This is a genomic window from Pseudooceanicola pacificus (assembly GCF_009789075.1).
GTDB lineage: Bacteria > Pseudomonadota > Alphaproteobacteria > Rhodobacterales > Rhodobacteraceae > Pseudooceanicola > Pseudooceanicola pacificus.
Map to the genome: position 1 here is coordinate 37394 of NZ_WNXQ01000005.1, position 18462 is coordinate 55855.

The window sequence follows — 18462 nt, forward strand, 5'->3', positions numbered from 1 at the left end:
GGTCAGCGCAGCGCGTCACGCGGCGCAATCTGACGCTGGAGTCCCGGGGTCACCGCCATCAAGACAACCGCAGCGGCGATCACGGCAAGGCCGATGACCGCGATTTCAATGTGCCCGAGGCCGAGGGAAGGCACGCCGGGGGATGCCAGGAGCAGGCCACCTGCGATGAGACCGCCCCGTTCCAGCCAACCGAGAGGGCCGGCGGCGCAGGTGCCTACACGGTGCACGTAGCCCTGAAGTCCCCAGGCGATAGCCGCGATCCCGACTGCCGCGGTCGAGATCGCTTTTGCGACTTCGGGCCAGGTTCCCTGCAACAATAGCGCCGGCTCCATGACGAAGAAGAACGGCACGAAGTATAGCACGCTGCCGAGACGCATGGCCTGGAACCCGATTTTCGTGGGAGATTCCTGCGCGATCGAGGCAGCGGCGAAGGTCGCGATGGCGACCGGCGGGGTAATGAAGGACAACATGCCCCAGTACATGACGAACATATGCACCGCGATTGCGTTGTAGCCGATCTGGACCAGGGCGGGGACCAGCACGATGGCCAGAAAGATATAGCAGGCCGAAACGGTCATCCCCATACCGAGGATGAAGGCGGAAAGTGCCCCCATCACCAGAAGTGCGATAGGAGTGTCGCCGGCCAGATAGACAAGTTCGGTGGACAGGGTGCTGAGCACGCCGGTTGCCGAGAGTCCGCCCGCGATCATGCCGATCGCGAGGATCACGGCAATGATCTCTGCCAGCCCACGCCCGATGTTCTGCAGCAGCCGGACGAACCCCGCCAGGTCGAGCCTGTGCTGTTTCTTGTACTGGTTCACCACAAGCAGAAGACCGGTGGAGATGAAGGCGGCTCTGCTCTCGTTCATGCCCTGTACGAGAAGGTAGATCAAAGTCCCGAAGACCAGCATGTAGTGCCAGCCGTCGCGGAACGCGGCCCCCAGTGTGGGTATCTGGTCCTCGGGAAGCGGTTTCAGCCGCCGCGAGGCAGCATAGCAGTCGACCTGCAGGAGCAGGCCGAAATAGAACAGGGCCGCCGGCACCGCCGCAGCCAGTGCGATATCGGAGTAGGGCACGTTGAGGAAGGTGGCCATGATGAAAGCCGTGGTTCCCATGACAGGCGGGGTAAGCACGCCGCCTGTCGAGGCCACGGCCTCGACCCCGGCGGCATAGGTGCCGCTGAACCCGGTGCGCTTCATCGCGGGGATCGTGACAGAGCCGCTGGTCATCACATTCGAGATGACGCTGCCGCTGATCGAGGCCTGCATGCCGCTGGAAATCACAGCCACATGCCCGGCCCCTCCGCGCACGCGCCCCATGAGGGCAAAGGCCACGTCGTTGAAGAACTGGCTGGCGCCGGTGTGCTGCAGGGTCAGGCCGAAGACGATGAAACCGATCACGAGGTCGGCGAAGGCCTTCATGGGCACCCCGAAGACGCTTTCGAAACTGAAGAAGTGGAATCCGAACAGATCCCAGAACGGCGTGTTGACGCTCTGCAACGACCCGGGGAGCAGCCCGGCGATCAAGGGATAGAGCGACATGACCACGACCACGACCGTCAGCGGCCAGCCGTTGGTGCGGCGCGCGCCTTCGATCAGCACGAGCCAGCCTATGAACGCGACGATCCTTGCCTCGAGCGGCGAGATGTACTGCCAACTGGAATAGATGATGTCATGCGCATGCACGACCAGATAAGCAAAGACGCCGGTCGCGACACAGAACAGTGCCCAGTCGATGGGCCCGGCCTTGTCTCCTGTGGTCGGGCGAACCAGGAAAACTACCGGAAACAGTATCGCCGCGAGGACATACATGAACGTCTGAGAGTCGATCACGAAGTCGATGCCGCGTGAGAAGACGAACGTCTGGTTCACGACCAGCATCAGTCCGAGCGCGGACACAACAGTTAGGACAAACGACACGCGCATTGGGCTCTCCCGGGGGGGTGGGGGCGCGGTCGATACCGCGGCCCCCTCCAGTGTCTGTTACCAGGATGCCAGAGTGACCGAGAAACCGGCCTCTTCGAGGCGCTCTCGACGGAGCTTCTGCCAAGCCTTGGCGAAGTCCGCGTCGTCCGAGATATCCTGAGCGACGACCTCGTCCCATGCCGCCTTGAGGACATTTTGGCGTTCGATCAGGCGGTCCTGTTCCTTCTGTGCCTCGTCGCTCCAAAGACCGGCTTCCTTGAAGTACTGCACCGCGCCGTCGTGATAGGGCACCACATATGGCAGCAACTGGCGATCCGTGGCGAAGCCATAGGCTTTCGGCACTGATGCCTTAAAGGTCTCGAAGTTGTCATAGATCGCCTTGACCATCGCGTGGACATAACCTGCGTCACGGTCGGCATAGGTGTTCAATATCATGTCCGGCGACGCTGCCAGTTCAATGCCACTGCTCGGGACATTGACACCCTCCGTGGCCACCTTCTTGATCCAGCGCGGGTCGCTGGCCCGAATTGCGGACCAGCATGCCTCGTCGTCGTGCGGGATCGGCACCCAGCCCAGGCCGCGGCTCGAACTGTCGGCCTTGATGGACGTCGATGAGCCGGTGACCGTGTAATACACGTCCACATCGTCGTTGATGTAAGCATCCACGGAGGCGCCAAAGCCGGGCACGGAGACCTTCTCGACATCGCTCCAGTCCAGTCCTCCGCACCCCATGATCAGGGCGTTCAATGCCTGGTCGATCGAGGTCGAACCCTCGACATAGGCGATGCGCAGCCCCTTGAGCTCGCTGGGATGCGCGATCCCGAGTGCCGGATCCACGGCTAGAGCCTGGCTGTCATTCGGGTTGGAGGTCACGACGAGGCGAACCGGTTGCGGCCCCCACTCCCGTGTTCCGAAGAGTACCGCGCCTTCTTGCGCGAAGTACACGTCGAACCCCGCCAGGACGAAGTCCGACTTGCCGATCCGCAGCGTGGTCTGCTGCGCCGTGCCGTTGCCGGCCGTCAGGATCCGCATGTTGACGCCCTGCTCCTTCTTCAGGATGGAGCTCAGCGCAACAGCTGTGGCGTGGTTGCTGCCGCCTGTGTCGTAGGTCGTCCAGAAAAGAGTATTCGGCAAGCGCGCGTCCTGAGCGGCAGCAACCAGCGGTACCGCGGCCGCCAGCATCATCGCGCCAATGGCGCTCGTAATCCGTTTCATCGAGCAATTCCCTCCCTATCGGCATTTGCCGTTCGCGCCGGATCGGCACGTGCCGGAGAGCAACTAGCCTCCAAGACACAAGCGCGTCCATGCAATAGGGTCGATACCGAGTATTCGCTTTCCGAATAGTCTTTTCAGACCAGGCGGGCGTTCGGGTGCATGATGCTTGCCACCTTCTGGCGGAGCCAGACGTTGCCCGGTTCGAGGTGGAACCTCTCGTGCCAGAATTGGCGGACCAAGTATGTGGGCAACTGGATCGGGTGTTCCAGAACGCGCAGGTTGCTGCCCTTCGCAAGCACCCCCCCGACCGGTCGCGGCACGGTCGAGATGAAATCGGATTCCCCGATGATAGTGCGCAGGCTGTGAAAGTCGGATATCCGCATGGCGACGTTCCGCGCGATGTTCTGCTCGCGGAACGCATCTTCTGCGCGTTGCATGCCGGATCCCTCTGCGTGCACGATGACATGGCGCTCGCGTTCGAAGTCCTGGCGGGTCATCGTCGTTCCGATCCGCGGATGATCCTTGCGCGCAAGGGTGACAAAATCACGCGTCAGAAGGCGGCGCTGAAAATAGCCGTCCGAGATATCAGGTACATAGCCGACAAGGAAGTCGGTCTTGCCGCTCTCCAGCCCGGCGACCGTCGTTGCATCCACGTCCACCACGTAGAGCTGGATCATCGGGGCTTCCTCCATCAGGATCCGGTGCAGCAAGGGCAACACGACCATCTGCGTGATATGCGTCAGGCCGATGCGAAAGACCCGTTCAGAACTCCGCGGGTCGAATGTCTGCTGCGTGCCGATGGCCTTGTCGAGCAAGTCGAACGCGTTGCGCACCGTGCGCATGACTTCGGTCGCAAGCGGTGTCGGCTCCATCCCGCGCGAGGTTCTGACGAAGAGCGGATCCCCGAAGTGCGTGCGAAGTTGCGCCAGGTGGCGGCTGGCACTCGGCTGGCTCAGGCCGAGCACCTCGGCCGCCCTGGATACGCTGCGTTCGTTGTAGACCTGTTCGAAGGTCCTCAAGTGGCGCAACAGCATTTCTGACCGATCTTCCATTTCGCCTGCTCCGCTGCTGTATTCGCTCGATGGATACGACGTATCGTATCCGCGGCATGGACTGAATTTTACTTTGGCCGCTAAACCGGGGTCAACCGAGAGGAGACCTTTGTTTTGGCCAAATGGATAAAGTCGGCACAGTTCATCGATTTCGATGTCTCAGAAGGGGTCGCCACGGTGCGGCTGAACAAGCCCGATCGGCGCAACGCACTGTGTTCGGAGCTGCTGAGCGAATACCGCAACGCGCTGCTGGAAGCGGATGACCTGAAATCCGTGAGCGTTGTCGTGGTCGAGGGCGCGGGGAAGGATTTCTGTGCCGGCTACGACATGAAGACGGCCTATGCAAACTACGCGGCTGAGGACGGGACCTCCCCCTACCGGTCCGGCAACAGCAGCCTGGACGACGATGCCTGGAAACTGGAACGCAACCAGGAGTTGCTCCGCACGCCCTTCGCGCTCCACAAGCCGGTGATCGCCAAGGTCCATGGCAACTGCGTGGCCGGCGGCACCGACCTGGCCCTCTACTGCGACCTCGTCGTGGCCGCAGAGTCCGCGCGCATCGGGTTTCCCGCGACCCGGGCCATGGGGTCGCCGCCGAACCATATGTGGATCTACCACGTCGGCCCGCAATGGGCGAAGCGTTTGCTTCTGACTGGCGGTGTCGTCACCGGCCGCGATGCGCCCAAGATCGGGCTGGCGATCGAAGCTTTCCCAGACCATGAACTGGACGGGGCCGTTCGCGACATGGCGGTCTCGATGGCCACCATCGACCCCGAGTTGCTGACCACCAACAAGCGGATCGTCAACATCGCGCTCGAGGTGATGGGTGCCAACACGATCCAGCGCATGGCGGCAGAGATGGATGCCCGCGCCCACCTCACACGGGCAAAGGCGCTGTTTGACGAGGACGTGAAGTCACTGGGATTCCGCGACGCCTCGCGCAAGCGCGACGCGCCTTTCGGGGACGGGATCGTGAAGGTGTCGCGATGACGGGTTTGGAAGACTTCGCTCAGGGACCGATGACGGGTCTGAAGGTGCTGGACCTGTCGCGTTTCATCGCCGGGCCCTATTGCAGCATGATCCTGGGCGACATGGGGGCCGATGTCGTGAAGGTCGAAAAACCCGGCCTCGGGGACCCCGCACGCGGCTACCAGCCCAAGATCGGCGATGCCAGCGCCTACTCGCTGGTTTTCAACCGCAACAAGCGCAGCGTGGCGCTGGAACCGCGCGATGCGGACGACCTGGAGATTCTGTCCGGTCTGGTGGCCAAGGCCGATGTTCTTGTCGAGAATTTTCGCCCCGGAACCCTGGAAAAGATGGGGCTCGGCCCCGATCGCCTCAAGGAGATCAACCCGCGCTTGATCGTCGCGCGGATTTCGGGGTTCGGACAGGATGGCCCCTGGGCGCACTTGCCGGCGTTCGACGGTATCGCGCAGGCGCTTGGCGGGCTCATGGATTTGACCGGAGATCCGGACGGTCCCCCGACGGTTTGCGGCACCTTCGTCTGCGACTACGCGGCAGGCATGTACGCCACGATGGGAATCCTCGCGGCGCTCAGGGTGCGCGATCGCACGGGGCAGGGGCAGGTGGTCGACATCTCGCTGCTCGATACCGCGGCCTCACTTCTGGTTTCGGCGATCCCGGAGTTCCATGCACTCGGGACACGGTCCCGTCGGACCGGCAACCGCGACCGCTACTCGGCGCCGACGAATGTCTATCGAACACAGGACGGTGACTGGGTGTACATCGTGTGCGGTGGAGCCGAGTACTTCCCGCGCCTCTTGCGCGCGATGGAGCGGCCGGAGCTTATCGAGAACCCCAAGTTTGCAACGGTCAAGGACCGGCGCGACAACTGGGACGAAAGCGAGGCGCTGGTCCGCTCCTGGTCCGAGGCGCACACGACCGAGCACGTCGTTGGCGCCTTGCAATCCGCCCAGGTGCCCTGCGGCAAGGTGGCAACGATCTCGGAGGTGGCGACGAACCCGCAGCTCAGGCATCGCGGACAGATCGCCGAGATCGAGGACCCCCGCGTCGGCACATTCCATGTTCAGGGAGTCACGATTCAGATGTCCGGGACTCCGCTGTCGATCCGCGGTGCGACGCCCGCCGTCGGCGAACACAACGATGTGGTTCTCGGTGAATGGCTCGGACAGGAGGAAACGGCATGAAGGACGACGCTTCCGTGCGGGATTTCCGGGCCGAAACGCGCGCCTGGCTGGAACAGAACTGCCCGCCAGAGATGCGGCTTCCGATTGTCGAGGAGGAACGCTGCTGGGGCGGTCGGAAATGGACGTTCCACTCAGACGCGCAGCGCCTGTGGCTTGAGCGCATGGCCGACCGCGGCTGGACGGCTCCGACGTGGCCCAGGGAATACGGTGGTGGCGGCCTAAGCCACGCCGAGGCCAAGATCCTGCGGGAAGAGATGGACGCGCTGAATTGCAGGCCCCCGCTGGAACGGGTGAGTCAGGCGCTCGGCCTTCTGGGCCCCACAATCCTGGCCATCGGCACCGATGCTCAGAAGGCGCGGTTCCTCCCCCCGATCGCACGCGGTGAAACCCGCTGGTGCCAGGGCTATTCCGAACCCAATGCGGGCAGCGATCTCGCTTCGGTGCGCACCCGCGCCCGGGACGAAGGCGACCATTTCGTCATCAACGGACAGAAGATTTGGACCAGCCATGCGCACCTGTCGGACTGGATGTTCGCCCTCGTGCGCACGGGGCCCGATACCCCGAAACATGCGGGCATTACATTTGTCCTGTTGGATATGGACTCGCCGGGTGTCGACGTGCGCCCAATCGAACTCATCTCGGGCAAGTCGGCATTCTGCGAGACTTTCCTTACCGACGTGAAGGTCCCGAAGGAAAACGTGCTCGGCGAGGTCAACGACGGCTGGAACGTGTCGAAGATACTGCTTTCGAACGAACGCAATTCGATCTCGACCGCGCGCAACTTTATGGCAGAACGGTCGATCGGCCTGACCGCGTTGGATCGCCAGCGCGAAGGTCCCGGGCACGAGAGCGATGCCAGCCTGCTGGACACGTCGCTAAGAGAGCGCATCGCCGCCTACGAGGCGTCGGCCTGGGCCTTCTCCGCCCTGTCCGAAAGGGCGGGCGACCTCGCCGCCGCAGGTGAATCGACGGCGGCCCATGCCTCGGTTCTCAAGATCCACTACGCCAGGCTGAACCAGCTTCGGACCTCGCTCATGCTGGAAATCGGCGGCTCGGATTACTTCGAATGGGATGCGCCGGTCAGCGACGCGGCAAGGCTGTGGCTGCGTGCCAAGGCCAATTCCATCGAAGGCGGCTCGACCGAGATCCAGCTTAACATCCTGTCCAAGCGCGTCCTTGGCCTTCCGAACCTCTGACGCGTTGCACCCTGGAAAGTTAACATGCTCAATTTCAATGACGAACAGCGGATGATCCGGGACAACCTTCGGCAACTTCTCACGTCCGAAACCCCGGTCTCGCACCTCAGAGCGCTGCGCAATGCCCGGAGCAGCGACGGCATCTCGCCCGCGCTTTGGAAGACGTTCGGCGAGCTTGGTTTCGCCGGAGTTCTCGTGCCGGAAGAATTCGGTGGACTTGGCTTGTCTCTGTTCGATGCGACCATCGTGGCCGAAGAATACGGCCACACGCTCACGCCGTCCCCCTTCTTGTCGACTTCGGTGATGGCGACCACGGCCCTCGTGGTATCGGGCAACACGCACCTTATGCGGCGCTTCCTGCCCGAAATCGCATTGGGCCGCATCGTCATGGCCTGTGCCGTCGACACCGGGCCGCATCATGACCCAAGGATGCCGGGACTCGGCTTCGCCCGGTCCGGGGCAACGGTTACGGCAAACGGCACCAAAACCTTCGTGGTGGACGGCCATATCGCGGAAACCGTTCTTGTGACCGGGCTCCTTGATGGCGAGATGACGGTTGCGGCCGTGGCCAGGGATACGCCGGGCGTGACAGTCAGACGTCAGTGGATGATGGATGCACACAACTCTGCCGCACTGAAGTTCGAGGACGTCCAGCTGAACCAGATGCAGCTTCTGTCCGACCCCGGAAAGGGCAGGGACATCCTTGACGCCGTGCTCGCCGCCGGGCGGATCGTGGTGGCGGCCGAGCTGATCGGCCTGGCCGACGAGGTGCTGTCGCGGACCATCGCGTACCTCAAGGAGCGTCACCAGTTTGGGCGCCCGATTGGCAGTTTTCAGGCCCTTCAGCACCGCGCGGCCTTGCAGTTCGCCGAAATCGAACAGGCGCGCGCAGCAGTTCTGAAAGCCGCACGCGCGGTGGATGAGGGTGCCGAGAACGCCGAACTTATGGTCTCGGTCGCCAAGGCCAAGGCGGGGGAGGCGGCGCTTGGCGCGTCCGAGGAAGCCGTCCAGATGCATGGCGGGATGGGCATCACCGACGACCTCGACATCGGGCTCTTCCTCAAACGGGCGCGCGTTGCCGACCACCTGCTTGGCAACGCGCACTATCACGTCACCCGCGTCGCTGCTCTCACAGGTTACTGAGCGCGCCGGAGAGAAGGGGGAAATCATGCCGTCACTTGGGGCATCTCATTACGATCTGGTCGTCATCGGATCGGGAGCCGGAGGGCTGACAGCCGCGATCAGGGCGAAACTGGGTGGGCTGAACGTTGTCGTGCTGGAGAAGGCCGAGACGTTCGGCGGCACGACCGCCCGGTCGGGCGGAGTGCTGTGGATTCCGGGCAGCACCTACGATCCAGGGGGCGAGGAGAGCCGCCGCTCGGCGCGCCAATACATCGCTGAGGAAGCGGGGAACCATTTCGACGGCGAGGCCGTGGACCTGTTCCTGGAGCAAGGTCCGAAGATGGTCGACTTCCTGGAGCGGCACACGGAGGTCAGGTTCGTGCCGACGCTCTATCCCGACTACCATCCCGACAGGCCCGGCGGGGTGGATGTGGGGCGCTCCATTCTCGCCGCGCCCTACGACATCACCCGACTTGGCGACCGGATGAAGGATCTCAGGCCGCCTCTGGAGACCATCACCTTCATGGGGATGATGTTCAATTCGTCCAATGCGGATATCCGGCATTTCTTCAACGCGACGAAGTCGCTGAAATCGGCGGGTTACGTGACCCGCAGGCTGGCGAGCCACATGGTCGAACTGGCAAGGCGGGGCCGGGCGACACAAGTCACCAGCGGCAACGCGCTGGCCGCCCGGCTTGCGAAATCGGCACTGGACCTGGAGATCCCGATCCTTTGCGGTGTGTCGGTCCAGCGCCTGACGACACGCGACGGACGCATCACCGGCGCGGCGCTGGAGGATGGCCGGGAAGTCTCCGCCTCCCGGGGCGTGGTCCTGGCAACCGGCGGCTTTGCTCGCGATCGCAGGCGCACGGCCGACCGGTATGCGCACAAGAATGGCATTGAAGACCACCTCTCGCCCGTTCCCGCCGAAAACACGGGCGACGGTCTGGACCTGGCCGAGGCCGTGGGCGGCGCGCTCTGTGCGCCGCTTGCCAACCCCGCGGCATGGATGCCCGTCTCGGAGGTGCGCTACGCCGATGGCCGGACCGAGGCCTTCCCTCATCTGCTGGATCGCTACAAGCCGGGCATGATCGGCGTCCTGCGGGACGGACGACGCTTCACAAACGAATCCGCCTCGTATCACGATGTCGGAGCGGCGATGGCCGCGGCGGCGCCGGCGGACCGCGCGCCGGAAATGTGGCTGGTCTGCGATCACCGGACCATACGGAAGTACGGCCTCGGACACGCCAAGCCCGCGCCTGTGCCGCTGGCCGGACCGCTTCGGAAGGGGTACATTCAGAGAGGCCGCGACCTCAAGGAACTGGCGGAGCACTGCGGCATCGACCCCGATGGCCTCGAACGTACGGTGGCGCGCTTCAACGAAGGGGCGCGCAAAGGGGAGGACCCCGAGTTCGGCCGCGGCACGACGGCGTTCAACAGATATTTGGGGGACCCGGACCACCGACCCAACCCCTGCGTGGCGCCGATAGACCGCGGTCCTTTCTACGCCCTTCGCCTCACCTTGGGTGAGCTCGGCACCTTCGAAGGCCTGAAGACCAGCGTGACCGGCGAGGTATTGGGGCAAGACGATGCCCCGGTGCCTGGCCTCTTCGCAGTCGGCAACGACAGGGCCAGCGTCATGGGCGGCGCTTATCCCGGAGCAGGAATCACCTTGGGCCCGATCATGACGTTCGCCTTCGTCACGGCGGAACACATCCTGCAGATGTAGCCGCGAGCGTTGACGCGGCGCGCCTTTCTGCCCCTGGTAAGCGGAGGGTCGCAGGCCCCTTTGGCCGCCATCTCGACCCCGCCGCAGCGGCAGTGCAGCGTTGCCGGCGTGCCAATGGTTCGGCCTTTCAACGCATTGACGCGTCCCGCCAGTCAGCGGGACGGTTAGCCGTGGCGTACAGAGGGCTCTTGCGTCGGGCGGCCGTTCTCGAAGCCGCGTTTTCGGTGCCTGCGGGGCGCGCGGCGATCAAGCGGCCCTGTCGGAATCGAACAGGGGCTCAAAGCCCGCCCACATCATCCGCATTCCGTCGAACGGCATCTGGGACATGTCCATATCGCCAAACTCGGCCTCCATTGCCTTGGCGGCGGTATCGCAAGTGGTGCGGTCGGGCCAGGCCACCCAGCTGAACATCGCGACTTCGCCGTCTTGCGCCTTGGTGGCGCGGTAGAAATCCGTGACCTCGCCGCGGGGAACGTCTGCGCCCCATCCCTCGACCATGCCGATGGCGCCGCCCTTCTCGAACATCTTCCAGCCCTCATCGGCCATTTGCACGTAGGGTTCCCTGTTCTTCTCCGGCACGGCGAGCACGAAACCCTGATAATATCCGGCGCCGTTGTGCGTTCCGGACTCGTAGATCGGGGCGAACCCGCCGTAGATCATGCGGCGGCCATCAAACGGCATCTCCGGCATAGCTTTCATTGCCGCGTCGTCCTGCATGGTCTGCCAGGAGGCGTCCGCCGTCGTCTTGTCGGGCCATTCGATCCAGGAGAACACGATGGCTTCGTCTTCCCGGGCCTCCACCGCGCCATAGAAATCCGTGACTTTGCCCTTGGGCACATCCACGCCCCAGGTTTCGACCATCCGGGTGGCGCCGTAGGATTTGAACAGCGGCCAGACAGCAGCGATGTGGGCTGCGTATTTCTCCTTGTTGGCGGTCGGCACGGCCGCAACGACACCCGTCAGATAGGTCATGTCACATCTCCCTTGCATCGGAATCGGTGCGGTGAATCTCCGCTTGTCGGTTCAGCTTGCCAGAGGTAGTATGAAAAAACAACGGACGATATTAAAAGATGACCAATCGAGCCAAAGACCTTCGCATCCGCTATGACGAAGGTTGCCTTGCGGCCCATGCGCTGAACCTGATCGGGGACCGCTGGGCGCTGCTGGTCGTGCGCGAACTGATGTTCGCACCCAAGCGCTTTCAGATGATCCGTGCCGGCCTGCCGGGCATCACGGCGAGCGTGCTGACCGGCCGTCTGACGCAACTTGCGCAGGTCGGCGTGATCGACCACGACGAGCGGCTCGGCATCTACACGCTGACCGGGGCCGGGCGGGGCCTTCTTCCGGTTCTCGAAGCGCTTTGCCGTTGGGCGCTGACCGTGCCCGGCCACGATCCGTCACGCTTCATCAGCCCCTCGGCTCTGCTGATCTCGATGGGGGTCAATCTGGTTGCGGATCTGGCCCGGGGACAAGACGCACTGGCCGGGTTCGACTTCGGTCGTGAAGCCTTCGAGATGCACCTGGCAGAGGGACGTCTGCAAACGACTTCGGTCAGCAAACCCGATGCGCCTTTTGTGCTCAGGGGAAATGGCAACACGCTTGCGGCAGCGGTCTATGGCGCGACGCCTCTGCCGGCGCTGATGTCCAAGGGCGTGGTCGATGCCGAAGGCGATATTGCGGCAGCCGCAAGGTTCCTGTCGCTGTTTCGGCTCGCGCCGCAGAATTGATCGCTGCCGCGCGGCTTTCAGGGAGGCGTCGATGACCGAAATCCGCCGCAGCAGAGAGTGTGGACACCCTCCCAAGAACGCATTCGTTCAGGAGATCGCGATTGCCCCGGAGAGCGGCAAGGCGAACCCCGAAAATTTCAGCGAGGATGTGATCCGGGAGCGCGGCGCAAAGGTCCGGGTCACAGGACGCAGCGCGTGGGCCAGGGCGCTGATGGCCCGGGCGGCGCCCGCCACCTTGACTGCTATCCGCTGGTTCCCGGGTCGGTCGTTTCAGCTGGCACAGTGCCGTCGGGGTCAGGCGGAACCCGGCCAGAACCCGGCGGCCAGAACCCGGCGGCCGGCACGGCGGTCCGGCGGACATCAAAAAATTTTTCCTGCGATGTCGGGACAGGGTTCACTCGACCGTCTTAATGACAGAGCGGCAGGACATACTGTTCGCTTCGGAAGCAACCAGACGACAAACCGGCCCGAAAGGAGAACCGCCTTGCCCAACACTGTCCGCCTGCACCGCGTCATCGCCACCAAGCCCGAGAAAGTCTATCGGGCGTTTCTCGAACCCGACGCCGTGGCCAGTTGGCTGCCGCCCTTCGGCTTCCTGTGCACCGTCCATGAGCTTGAGCCCGAGGTGGGCGGCAAGCATCGGATGTCGTTCCGCAACTTCACCACCGGCAACGGCCATTCCTTCGGCGGCGAGTACAAGGAACTCGTCCCCGGCCGGCGGCTTGTCTACACCGACCGTTTCGACGACCCCAATCTGCCCGGCGAGATGACAGTCACCGTCGAGCTGAAAGCCGTCTCGGTCGGCACGGAAATGTCCATCGTGCAGGAAGGCGTTCCGGACGTGATCCCGCTGGAGGCCTGCTACCTCGGCTGGCAGGAAAGCCTGCGCAAGTTGGCAAAGCTCGTGGAGCCCGAGATCAACCAGTAAGGCGGGCACCCCCGCCTCGTTGCACCGCAATCAAGTCAAAGGAAATCATCGGATGACGACTCAACCGATCACCGTCGAAACCACCGTCGCCGCACCCATCGCGACGGTCTGGGACGCCTACACCACCCCCGAAGACATCATGCAGTGGAACTCGGCATCGGAAGACTGGCATACGCCGGCTGCAACGGTCGACCTGCGCGAAGGTGGCGCGTTCAGCTCTCGGATGGAGGCCAGGGACGGCAGCATGGGGTTCGACTTTGCCGGGACCTACACCAGGATCGTGGAACATCAGCTTATCGAGTACGAGTTCGGCGACCGCCATGCGAAGGTCGAGTTCCTGCCGGACAGCGCCGGAATCCGGGTTCGCGTGACATTCGATGCCGAGACCGAAAATTCGGTGGAGGACCAACGCGCCGGCTGGGGAGCCATCCTCGACAGTTTCAAGCGTCACGTGGAGTCGTGAGGCGGGCCTCGCCTGCGGACACCGCCAGAGCGGCCAGGACCGGAGTCTTGGACCACGGTCCTGGCCGCACCGGAGCGATACCGTGAAAGCGCCTGATGTTCTCGTTTCGTGTCGGTTGATGCAAGGTAGCGCGGTCGTTTGAATGGAGATCCCGAAAGATGCGCTACACGATACTTTGCTACCACAGCGAGGAAGTCACCTCTTCCTGGACCGAGGAAGAGGACGCCGAGGTGATCGAGAACCTCAAGGCGGTCAACCGCAAATGGGCGAAAAGCTTTGAGCCCATCGTCAGGCTGATGCCGACAACCGCGGCGACCACCCTGCGCAAGTCCGAGAACATCGTCACCGACGGGCCGTTCGCCGAAACCAAGGAGCAACTGCTCGGCTTCTACGTCGTCAATGTGGAGAGCTACGAGCTGGCGGTCCAGATCGCGCGCGAGATGGCCGAGGCAAACCCAGGCGGCGCCTACGAGTTGCGGCCAATCGCGCTCTACTATCCGAATGGAGAGGCCATAGAAGATGCCCCAACCCCCTGAAGCGGACTGGATCGAGGCGCGTCTCGTCGGCGCGCGGCCACAGGCGGTGGCTGCGTTGTTGCGCTATTTCCGCGACCTCGACCTGGCCGAGGAAGCGTTTCAGGAGGCCTGCCTGAGGGCGCTCAGATCCTGGCCGAAGAACGGTCCGCCGCGTGACGCGGCTAGCTGGCTGATCATGGTCGGTCGCAACGCCGCCATCGACCACAAGCGCAAACAGGCGCGGCTGACCGCGCTGCCCGACGAAGAGGTGTTTTCCGATCGCGAGGACACCGAACCGGACATGGCCGAGCGCCTGGATACCGCCGATTATCGCGACGATATCCTTCGGCTTCTCTTCGTCTGCTGCCATCCCGATCTGCCCGCCACCCAGCAGATCGCGCTGGCGCTCAGGGTTGTCTCGGGGCTGTCGGTTCCCCGTATCGCGGCGGCCTTTTTGGTCGGCGAACGGGCGATGGAACAGCGGATTACCCGTGCCAAGGCCCGCATCGCCAAGGCAGATATCCCGTTCGAGACGCCCGGCCCGGTCGAGCGGGCAGACCGTTTCGCGGTGGTGGCCGCGATGATCTATCTTGTCTTCAACGAGGGCTATACCGATGCCAACCCGAAATCCGAGCGGGCAAAGCTCTGCGACGAGGCGATCCGCCTGTCTCGCTTGATGCTGCGGCTGTTTCCGGCCGAACCGGACATGATGGGGCTGCTGGCGCTGATGCTGCTCCAGCACTCCCGACAGAAGGCGCGGTTCGACGAAACGGGGGCCCCGATCCTGCTGGACGACCAGGACCGAAGGCTGTGGAACCACGGACAGATTGCCGAGGCGCTGGCGATGATCGACAAGGCCATGCTGCACCGCCGGCCCGGCCCGTATCAGATCCAGGCGGCGATCGCCGCACTCCACGCGCGTGCCGAACGGCCGCAGGACACCGACTGGGCGGGCATAGACGCACTTTACGGCGCCCTCGAACGTCACACCCCGTCGCCGGTCGTCACGCTCAACCGGTCCGTCGCCGTCTGGAAGCTTCACGGCGCCGAGGCGGCGCTTGCCATGATCGCGCCCCTGTCCGAACCGCTGGACGGCTATTTCTACTTCCACGGGGTGCGTGGCAATCTGCTGGAACGGCTGGGGCGCCATGACGAGGCCCGCGCCGCCTTTGGCCGCGCCATCGCCCTTGCCAACACGCCCGCCGAAGCCGCGCATATCCGCCAGCACCTGGATCGGTTCGAAGGGGAGCGCGATACGGGCGGATCGTAAGCGCTCCGTCGCGTGCGGCCGACGTCCGGGCGCGCATCAATCGGTCGGAAGCGGTCACATTCGCAGCGGCGTCCTCCGCCATGACCACGGCCAATGGCCTGCCGAGGCACTGGACCGTGCCCATGAGGCGCTCACCTCACAATATGATGAGCCCGCGACCAAGGGCGCTGCCCTGCAGCTCGCGTATCCGCGCCGATGGATCCGAAAAAAGTTTCCCCCGCATGTCGTGACGCGACGATCTCGTGCGTCCTTGGGACACAAGGCCCGGCAGGGCAAACAACCAGGGATTACCAGAATGGCAAAAACAACGGCAATTCTCATCGCGCGCCTGATATTTGGCGGAGCATTCCTCATGGCGGCCTGTTTCAAGTTCGCGGATATGGGCGCGACAACGGGTTACATCGCCTCGATCAATTTTCCGGCTCCGCTGGTCTTCGCCTGGGTGGCTGCCTTCTTCGAACTCGGCCTGGCTCTGGCGCTTTTCACCGGCGCGGTCTTCAGCGAGGCGGCGGTGATCTCCGCCGCCTATGTCCTGTTCCTCGGGTTTGCGTTCCACGGGCCGGATCGGTGGGCGGAAAACCCGATGGAGTTCGGCTTCTTCGTCGATCACTTCACCTTTATCGCAGGCTTGCTGTTCGCCGCCGTTCACGGGCCGGGCAGCACGCTGGCGCTCGGCTGGCGCATCAACTGGAAGACGAAACGCCCAAGTGCCGGTGCGACAGACACCGTGCAACCGCCCCATTCCTGACAACCGGGGGACTGGACATGACCTGTCTCGCAACCTGCCTGTGGCACGACCGGGGCGAAGCCCCCACGCCGGCGGACTTCCATGCCGCGACTTTTCCCGACAGCCATATCGACAAGGTGAACAGTGCCGTCACCGTCTCAGCCCGGGTGACGATTGGCTTCCCCCGTGTCGACTTGCGAACCGGACCCGCATGGCCGGTGCTATCGTCTTTGCGCTGTCGTCTCCAGGTTTGAAGCAGGGGTCGCGGGCTGCTATGAGCCTGAGACCGGGACTGCAAATCCGGTGTCGGGCCTGCATTTGTGGTCCCGCACGCACGAAAACCCGCGAAACGCGGCCGAAACGACGGAAACGCGGGATGTACGAGCCCTCGGACACGCCAATGAAACAAGGGATATCCAGCGTCCGTGCGGCGGCGCGTCTGTCCGTCGCCCCCATGATGGATTGGAGCAACGCTTCGTAGGTCATTGATCTTAATTGAATAATACGCCTCGCAGAGTCAAGTAGCAGAAAAATAGCAACAACATTTGGCCGTCGTCGGCGATCGTCGTTGATCGAGAAATGCCGACACATCATGTCGCGCGCGGGACCCGACCGAGGGAAAAGGTTCTCGGTCTCGTCGATGCCCGATCTGGCCAAGCTCCATTGCATGGAGCAAGAGGAGCGACATGCGCTCCATATAGGATACCCGCCCGATCGCTTGGGCTGGTCCCAGAGTGCCTTGCGGGCTGCCAACCGCGACCTGCCGCACCTGCGCATTTACGCGCAGGCGCATGTCGGCCCGCCGAACCGCATCGCGTTCGTCGTGGTTCACGGGGTCGACGAGGACCGCGACCGGCGCCGCCGGGTCCGCGCCGAGGCAAGCGATCTCCTGGAGCGCCTCGGCTACGCGGTTGAGCTTGAGCCCGAGCGCGACGTCTACGAGGTGGCGCCGCGCCGGCCCGTCTCCGCCCACGACGAACTGCAGATGCTCTAAGCCATACGGAGGGCCTGCGGCGCTTCCGGGCTGGAACGCTAAACCGCCGGGCCGGGTGCATTTTCTTCTTCGCCAGTCCGGCGGCCGGACAAAATCCCCTCCGAACGGAGCGACAGACGGAGACCCGGACCCCTCATTCAAGACCTTGCGACCCCTTCTTGACGGCCGCAGCGGTAACCCTCGCCGTCGTTTCCGACGCGGCCCTCGGGCGGAATGCCCCGGACACATCGCTACGGAGGTTCGCATGAACTCGATCGTCCTAACCCATGTCGCCGCGCCTGCGCCCGACGTCTCCCACCTCGAAATCGCTCTCGATCGCCTGGGCGCCTGGCTCGATTCGGAGCGCGAGACTGTCCGGGCGATGGCGCGCCGCTGGTTCCGCGTCGCAAGCTCGAGCAGGGAGCCGACGACCGCCGCCTCGACGCTTCGCGCGATCCCGACCTCGCCGATGCCGCTGATCGTGCCGCCGAGGCTCGGGTTGGGGCCAAGCGCGACCTCCCAGAGGTCGGTCGCGGCAAGGCCGAGATCGGCAAAGGCGGCCTGAAGCGCGCGGTTGTTGATCAGGGCGACCTGGACGGCGGTTTCGGGACCGATCGTCTTGCCGTGGATCAGCGCCCTGACGCGCTCCTCGATCTCGGCGCTGCTCTGGGCCCAGGTCGGGCTTGACCCGGTAGCTGCGCGCGCGGTCGTATCCACCATCACGAAGCCCGGACGAGGGCCGGCGGCCTCGGAAACGGTGGCGGTGTCGGCGCAGGCGGCGAGCAGCGCGGGGACCGCAAGAACGGTCATGCCCAGCACCCTCACGCTCCGCCTCCCGGCCCCTGTGCGTCGTTCAGGCTCCTCCAGTCGGCGGGTGCCTCGATCCGTCGGGACTTTTGCGTGACGATGGCGTGGGTCGGCGGCGGGGCGGTTTGCAGCGACACCGCCGGCTCGATGAGAGCGGCGGTCTCGGGAAGGTCCGGCAACGTTGCGCAGTCGGCCAGAACAAGCGGCACCGTGGCCGCAATTCGGAATATCATGGAATGCTTCCTGGGATGAGTGTCGCGCGTGCCGGCGGAGCCGGCATGGGACACTCAGCCCTTGGGCGATTTCCTCGGGCCTTTGGGATCGACGAGGTTCGCGCCGATCTCACTCATCCCGTGATGCCGTGCGATGATGAGGGTGGACTCAGTCCGGTCCACATGCGGCAAAAGGTTCATGGCAAGACCGCACATGCCGATGCAGCATATGCCGGGCGCCGCTTGCGCGTCCGACGTCTCTGTCTGCTCTTCCGCCGCGTGATCGGCGTGGAGCCGGTGCGTCTCGTGCACACCCTGCATGACGGCGACCGTGGGGGCGGTCCTCGCCACGCAGTCCAGCGCCGCGGTCCGTGCCATCACGGGCTCGACCCCAAGCACCAGAAGGGCCAGGACGAGCACGTATTTTGCCATG

Annotated in this window: 18 protein-coding genes; 11 read left to right on the top strand and 7 right to left on the bottom strand. The window is 64.1% G+C overall.

Translation table 11 applies throughout. The features are described 5' to 3' along the window. Positions 1-2 precede the first annotated feature (2 nt). The 3 genes from GLS40_RS10245 to GLS40_RS10255 form a co-directional block, all read right to left on the bottom strand. Positions 3-1925, bottom strand: coding sequence for a TRAP transporter permease (locus GLS40_RS10245; RefSeq protein WP_160382686.1), 1923 nt, complete (start codon positions 1923-1925; stop codon positions 3-5). Positions 1926-1982: 57 nt separating this feature from the next. After that, entirely contained in the window at positions 1983-3140 is a 1158-nt protein-coding gene (locus GLS40_RS10250) for a TAXI family TRAP transporter solute-binding subunit (RefSeq protein ID WP_160382687.1), read from the bottom strand. A 134-nt stretch (positions 3141-3274) separates the two neighbouring features. Next, positions 3275-4192, bottom strand: a complete 918-nt coding sequence (locus tag GLS40_RS10255) for a LysR family transcriptional regulator (protein WP_160382688.1) — start codon at positions 4190-4192, stop codon at positions 3275-3277. Positions 4193-4306: 114 nt separating this feature from the next. On the opposite strand from GLS40_RS10255, the gene GLS40_RS10260 reads away from it, so the two are divergent. From GLS40_RS10260 to GLS40_RS10280, 5 genes are read left to right on the top strand one after another with little or no spacing between them, the layout of a single operon-like run. Next, positions 4307-5182, top strand: coding sequence for a crotonase/enoyl-CoA hydratase family protein (locus GLS40_RS10260; RefSeq protein WP_160382689.1), 876 nt, complete (start codon positions 4307-4309; stop codon positions 5180-5182). Beyond that, positions 5179-6360, top strand: a complete 1182-nt coding sequence (locus GLS40_RS10265; protein WP_160382690.1) for a CaiB/BaiF CoA transferase family protein — start codon at positions 5179-5181, stop codon at positions 6358-6360. Before GLS40_RS10260 ends, GLS40_RS10265 begins: the two co-directional genes overlap by 4 nt. Beyond that, positions 6357-7556, top strand: a complete 1200-nt coding sequence (locus GLS40_RS10270; RefSeq protein ID WP_160382691.1) for an acyl-CoA dehydrogenase family protein — start codon at positions 6357-6359, stop codon at positions 7554-7556. The genes GLS40_RS10265 and GLS40_RS10270 overlap by 4 nt, the downstream gene beginning before the upstream one ends. Positions 7557-7580: 24 nt before the next feature. Beyond that, positions 7581-8699 (top strand): acyl-CoA dehydrogenase family protein, encoded by a 1119-nt coding sequence (locus GLS40_RS10275; RefSeq protein ID WP_160382692.1) that lies wholly within the window; start codon positions 7581-7583, stop codon positions 8697-8699. Between the two features lie 25 nt (positions 8700-8724). Then, complete coding sequence (locus tag GLS40_RS10280) at positions 8725-10407, top strand: FAD-dependent oxidoreductase (RefSeq protein WP_160382693.1); 1683 nt, start codon at positions 8725-8727, stop codon at positions 10405-10407. 246 nt (positions 10408-10653) lie between these two features. Here the strand turns inward: GLS40_RS10280 and GLS40_RS10285 are convergent, their stop codons facing one another. Further along, complete coding sequence (locus GLS40_RS10285; protein ID WP_160382694.1) at positions 10654-11379, bottom strand: DUF1428 domain-containing protein; 726 nt, start codon at positions 11377-11379, stop codon at positions 10654-10656. A gap of 98 nt (positions 11380-11477) precedes the next feature. On the opposite strand from GLS40_RS10285, the gene GLS40_RS10290 reads away from it, so the two are divergent. From GLS40_RS10290 to GLS40_RS10315, 6 genes are all read left to right on the top strand, one after another. Continuing rightward, positions 11478-12134 (top strand): winged helix-turn-helix transcriptional regulator, encoded by a 657-nt coding sequence (locus GLS40_RS10290; RefSeq protein ID WP_160382695.1) that lies wholly within the window; start codon positions 11478-11480, stop codon positions 12132-12134. Positions 12135-12165: 31 nt separating this feature from the next. Continuing rightward, complete coding sequence (locus tag GLS40_RS17970) at positions 12166-13062, top strand: SRPBCC family protein (protein WP_235905880.1); 897 nt, start codon at positions 12166-12168, stop codon at positions 13060-13062. A 52-nt stretch (positions 13063-13114) separates the two neighbouring features. Beyond that, entirely contained in the window at positions 13115-13525 is a 411-nt protein-coding gene (locus tag GLS40_RS10300; RefSeq protein ID WP_160382696.1) for an SRPBCC family protein, read from the top strand. Between the two features lie 158 nt (positions 13526-13683). Beyond that, the gene (locus GLS40_RS10305) at positions 13684-14061 is read left to right on the top strand and encodes a YciI family protein (RefSeq protein WP_160382697.1); all 378 of its coding nucleotides are present in this window, start codon (positions 13684-13686) and stop codon (positions 14059-14061) included. Beyond that, positions 14045-15310: an RNA polymerase sigma factor gene (locus GLS40_RS10310; protein ID WP_160382698.1), complete on the top strand. Its 1266-nt coding sequence runs from the start codon at positions 14045-14047 to the stop codon at positions 15308-15310. The genes GLS40_RS10305 and GLS40_RS10310 overlap by 17 nt, the downstream gene beginning before the upstream one ends. Before the next feature lie 295 nt (positions 15311-15605). Next, positions 15606-16058 (top strand): DoxX family protein, encoded by a 453-nt coding sequence (locus GLS40_RS10315; protein WP_160382699.1) that lies wholly within the window; start codon positions 15606-15608, stop codon positions 16056-16058. A gap of 496 nt (positions 16059-16554) precedes the next feature. On the opposite strand, the gene GLS40_RS10320 is transcribed toward GLS40_RS10315, so the two are convergent. The 3 genes from GLS40_RS10320 to GLS40_RS10330 are packed head-to-tail and all read right to left on the bottom strand — an operon-like array spanning position 16555 to position 18461. Next, on the bottom strand, positions 16555-17820 hold the full coding sequence (locus GLS40_RS10320) for a hypothetical protein (RefSeq protein ID WP_146178876.1): 1266 nt from the start codon (positions 17818-17820) through the stop codon (positions 16555-16557). A gap of 11 nt (positions 17821-17831) precedes the next feature. Beyond that, a complete protein-coding gene (locus GLS40_RS10325; protein ID WP_076695428.1) occupies positions 17832-18050 on the bottom strand; it encodes a hypothetical protein in 219 nt (72 codons plus the stop codon). A gap of 54 nt (positions 18051-18104) precedes the next feature. Further along, positions 18105-18461 (bottom strand): hypothetical protein, encoded by a 357-nt coding sequence (locus GLS40_RS10330; protein WP_107978295.1) that lies wholly within the window; start codon positions 18459-18461, stop codon positions 18105-18107. Position 18462 lies beyond the last annotated feature (1 nt).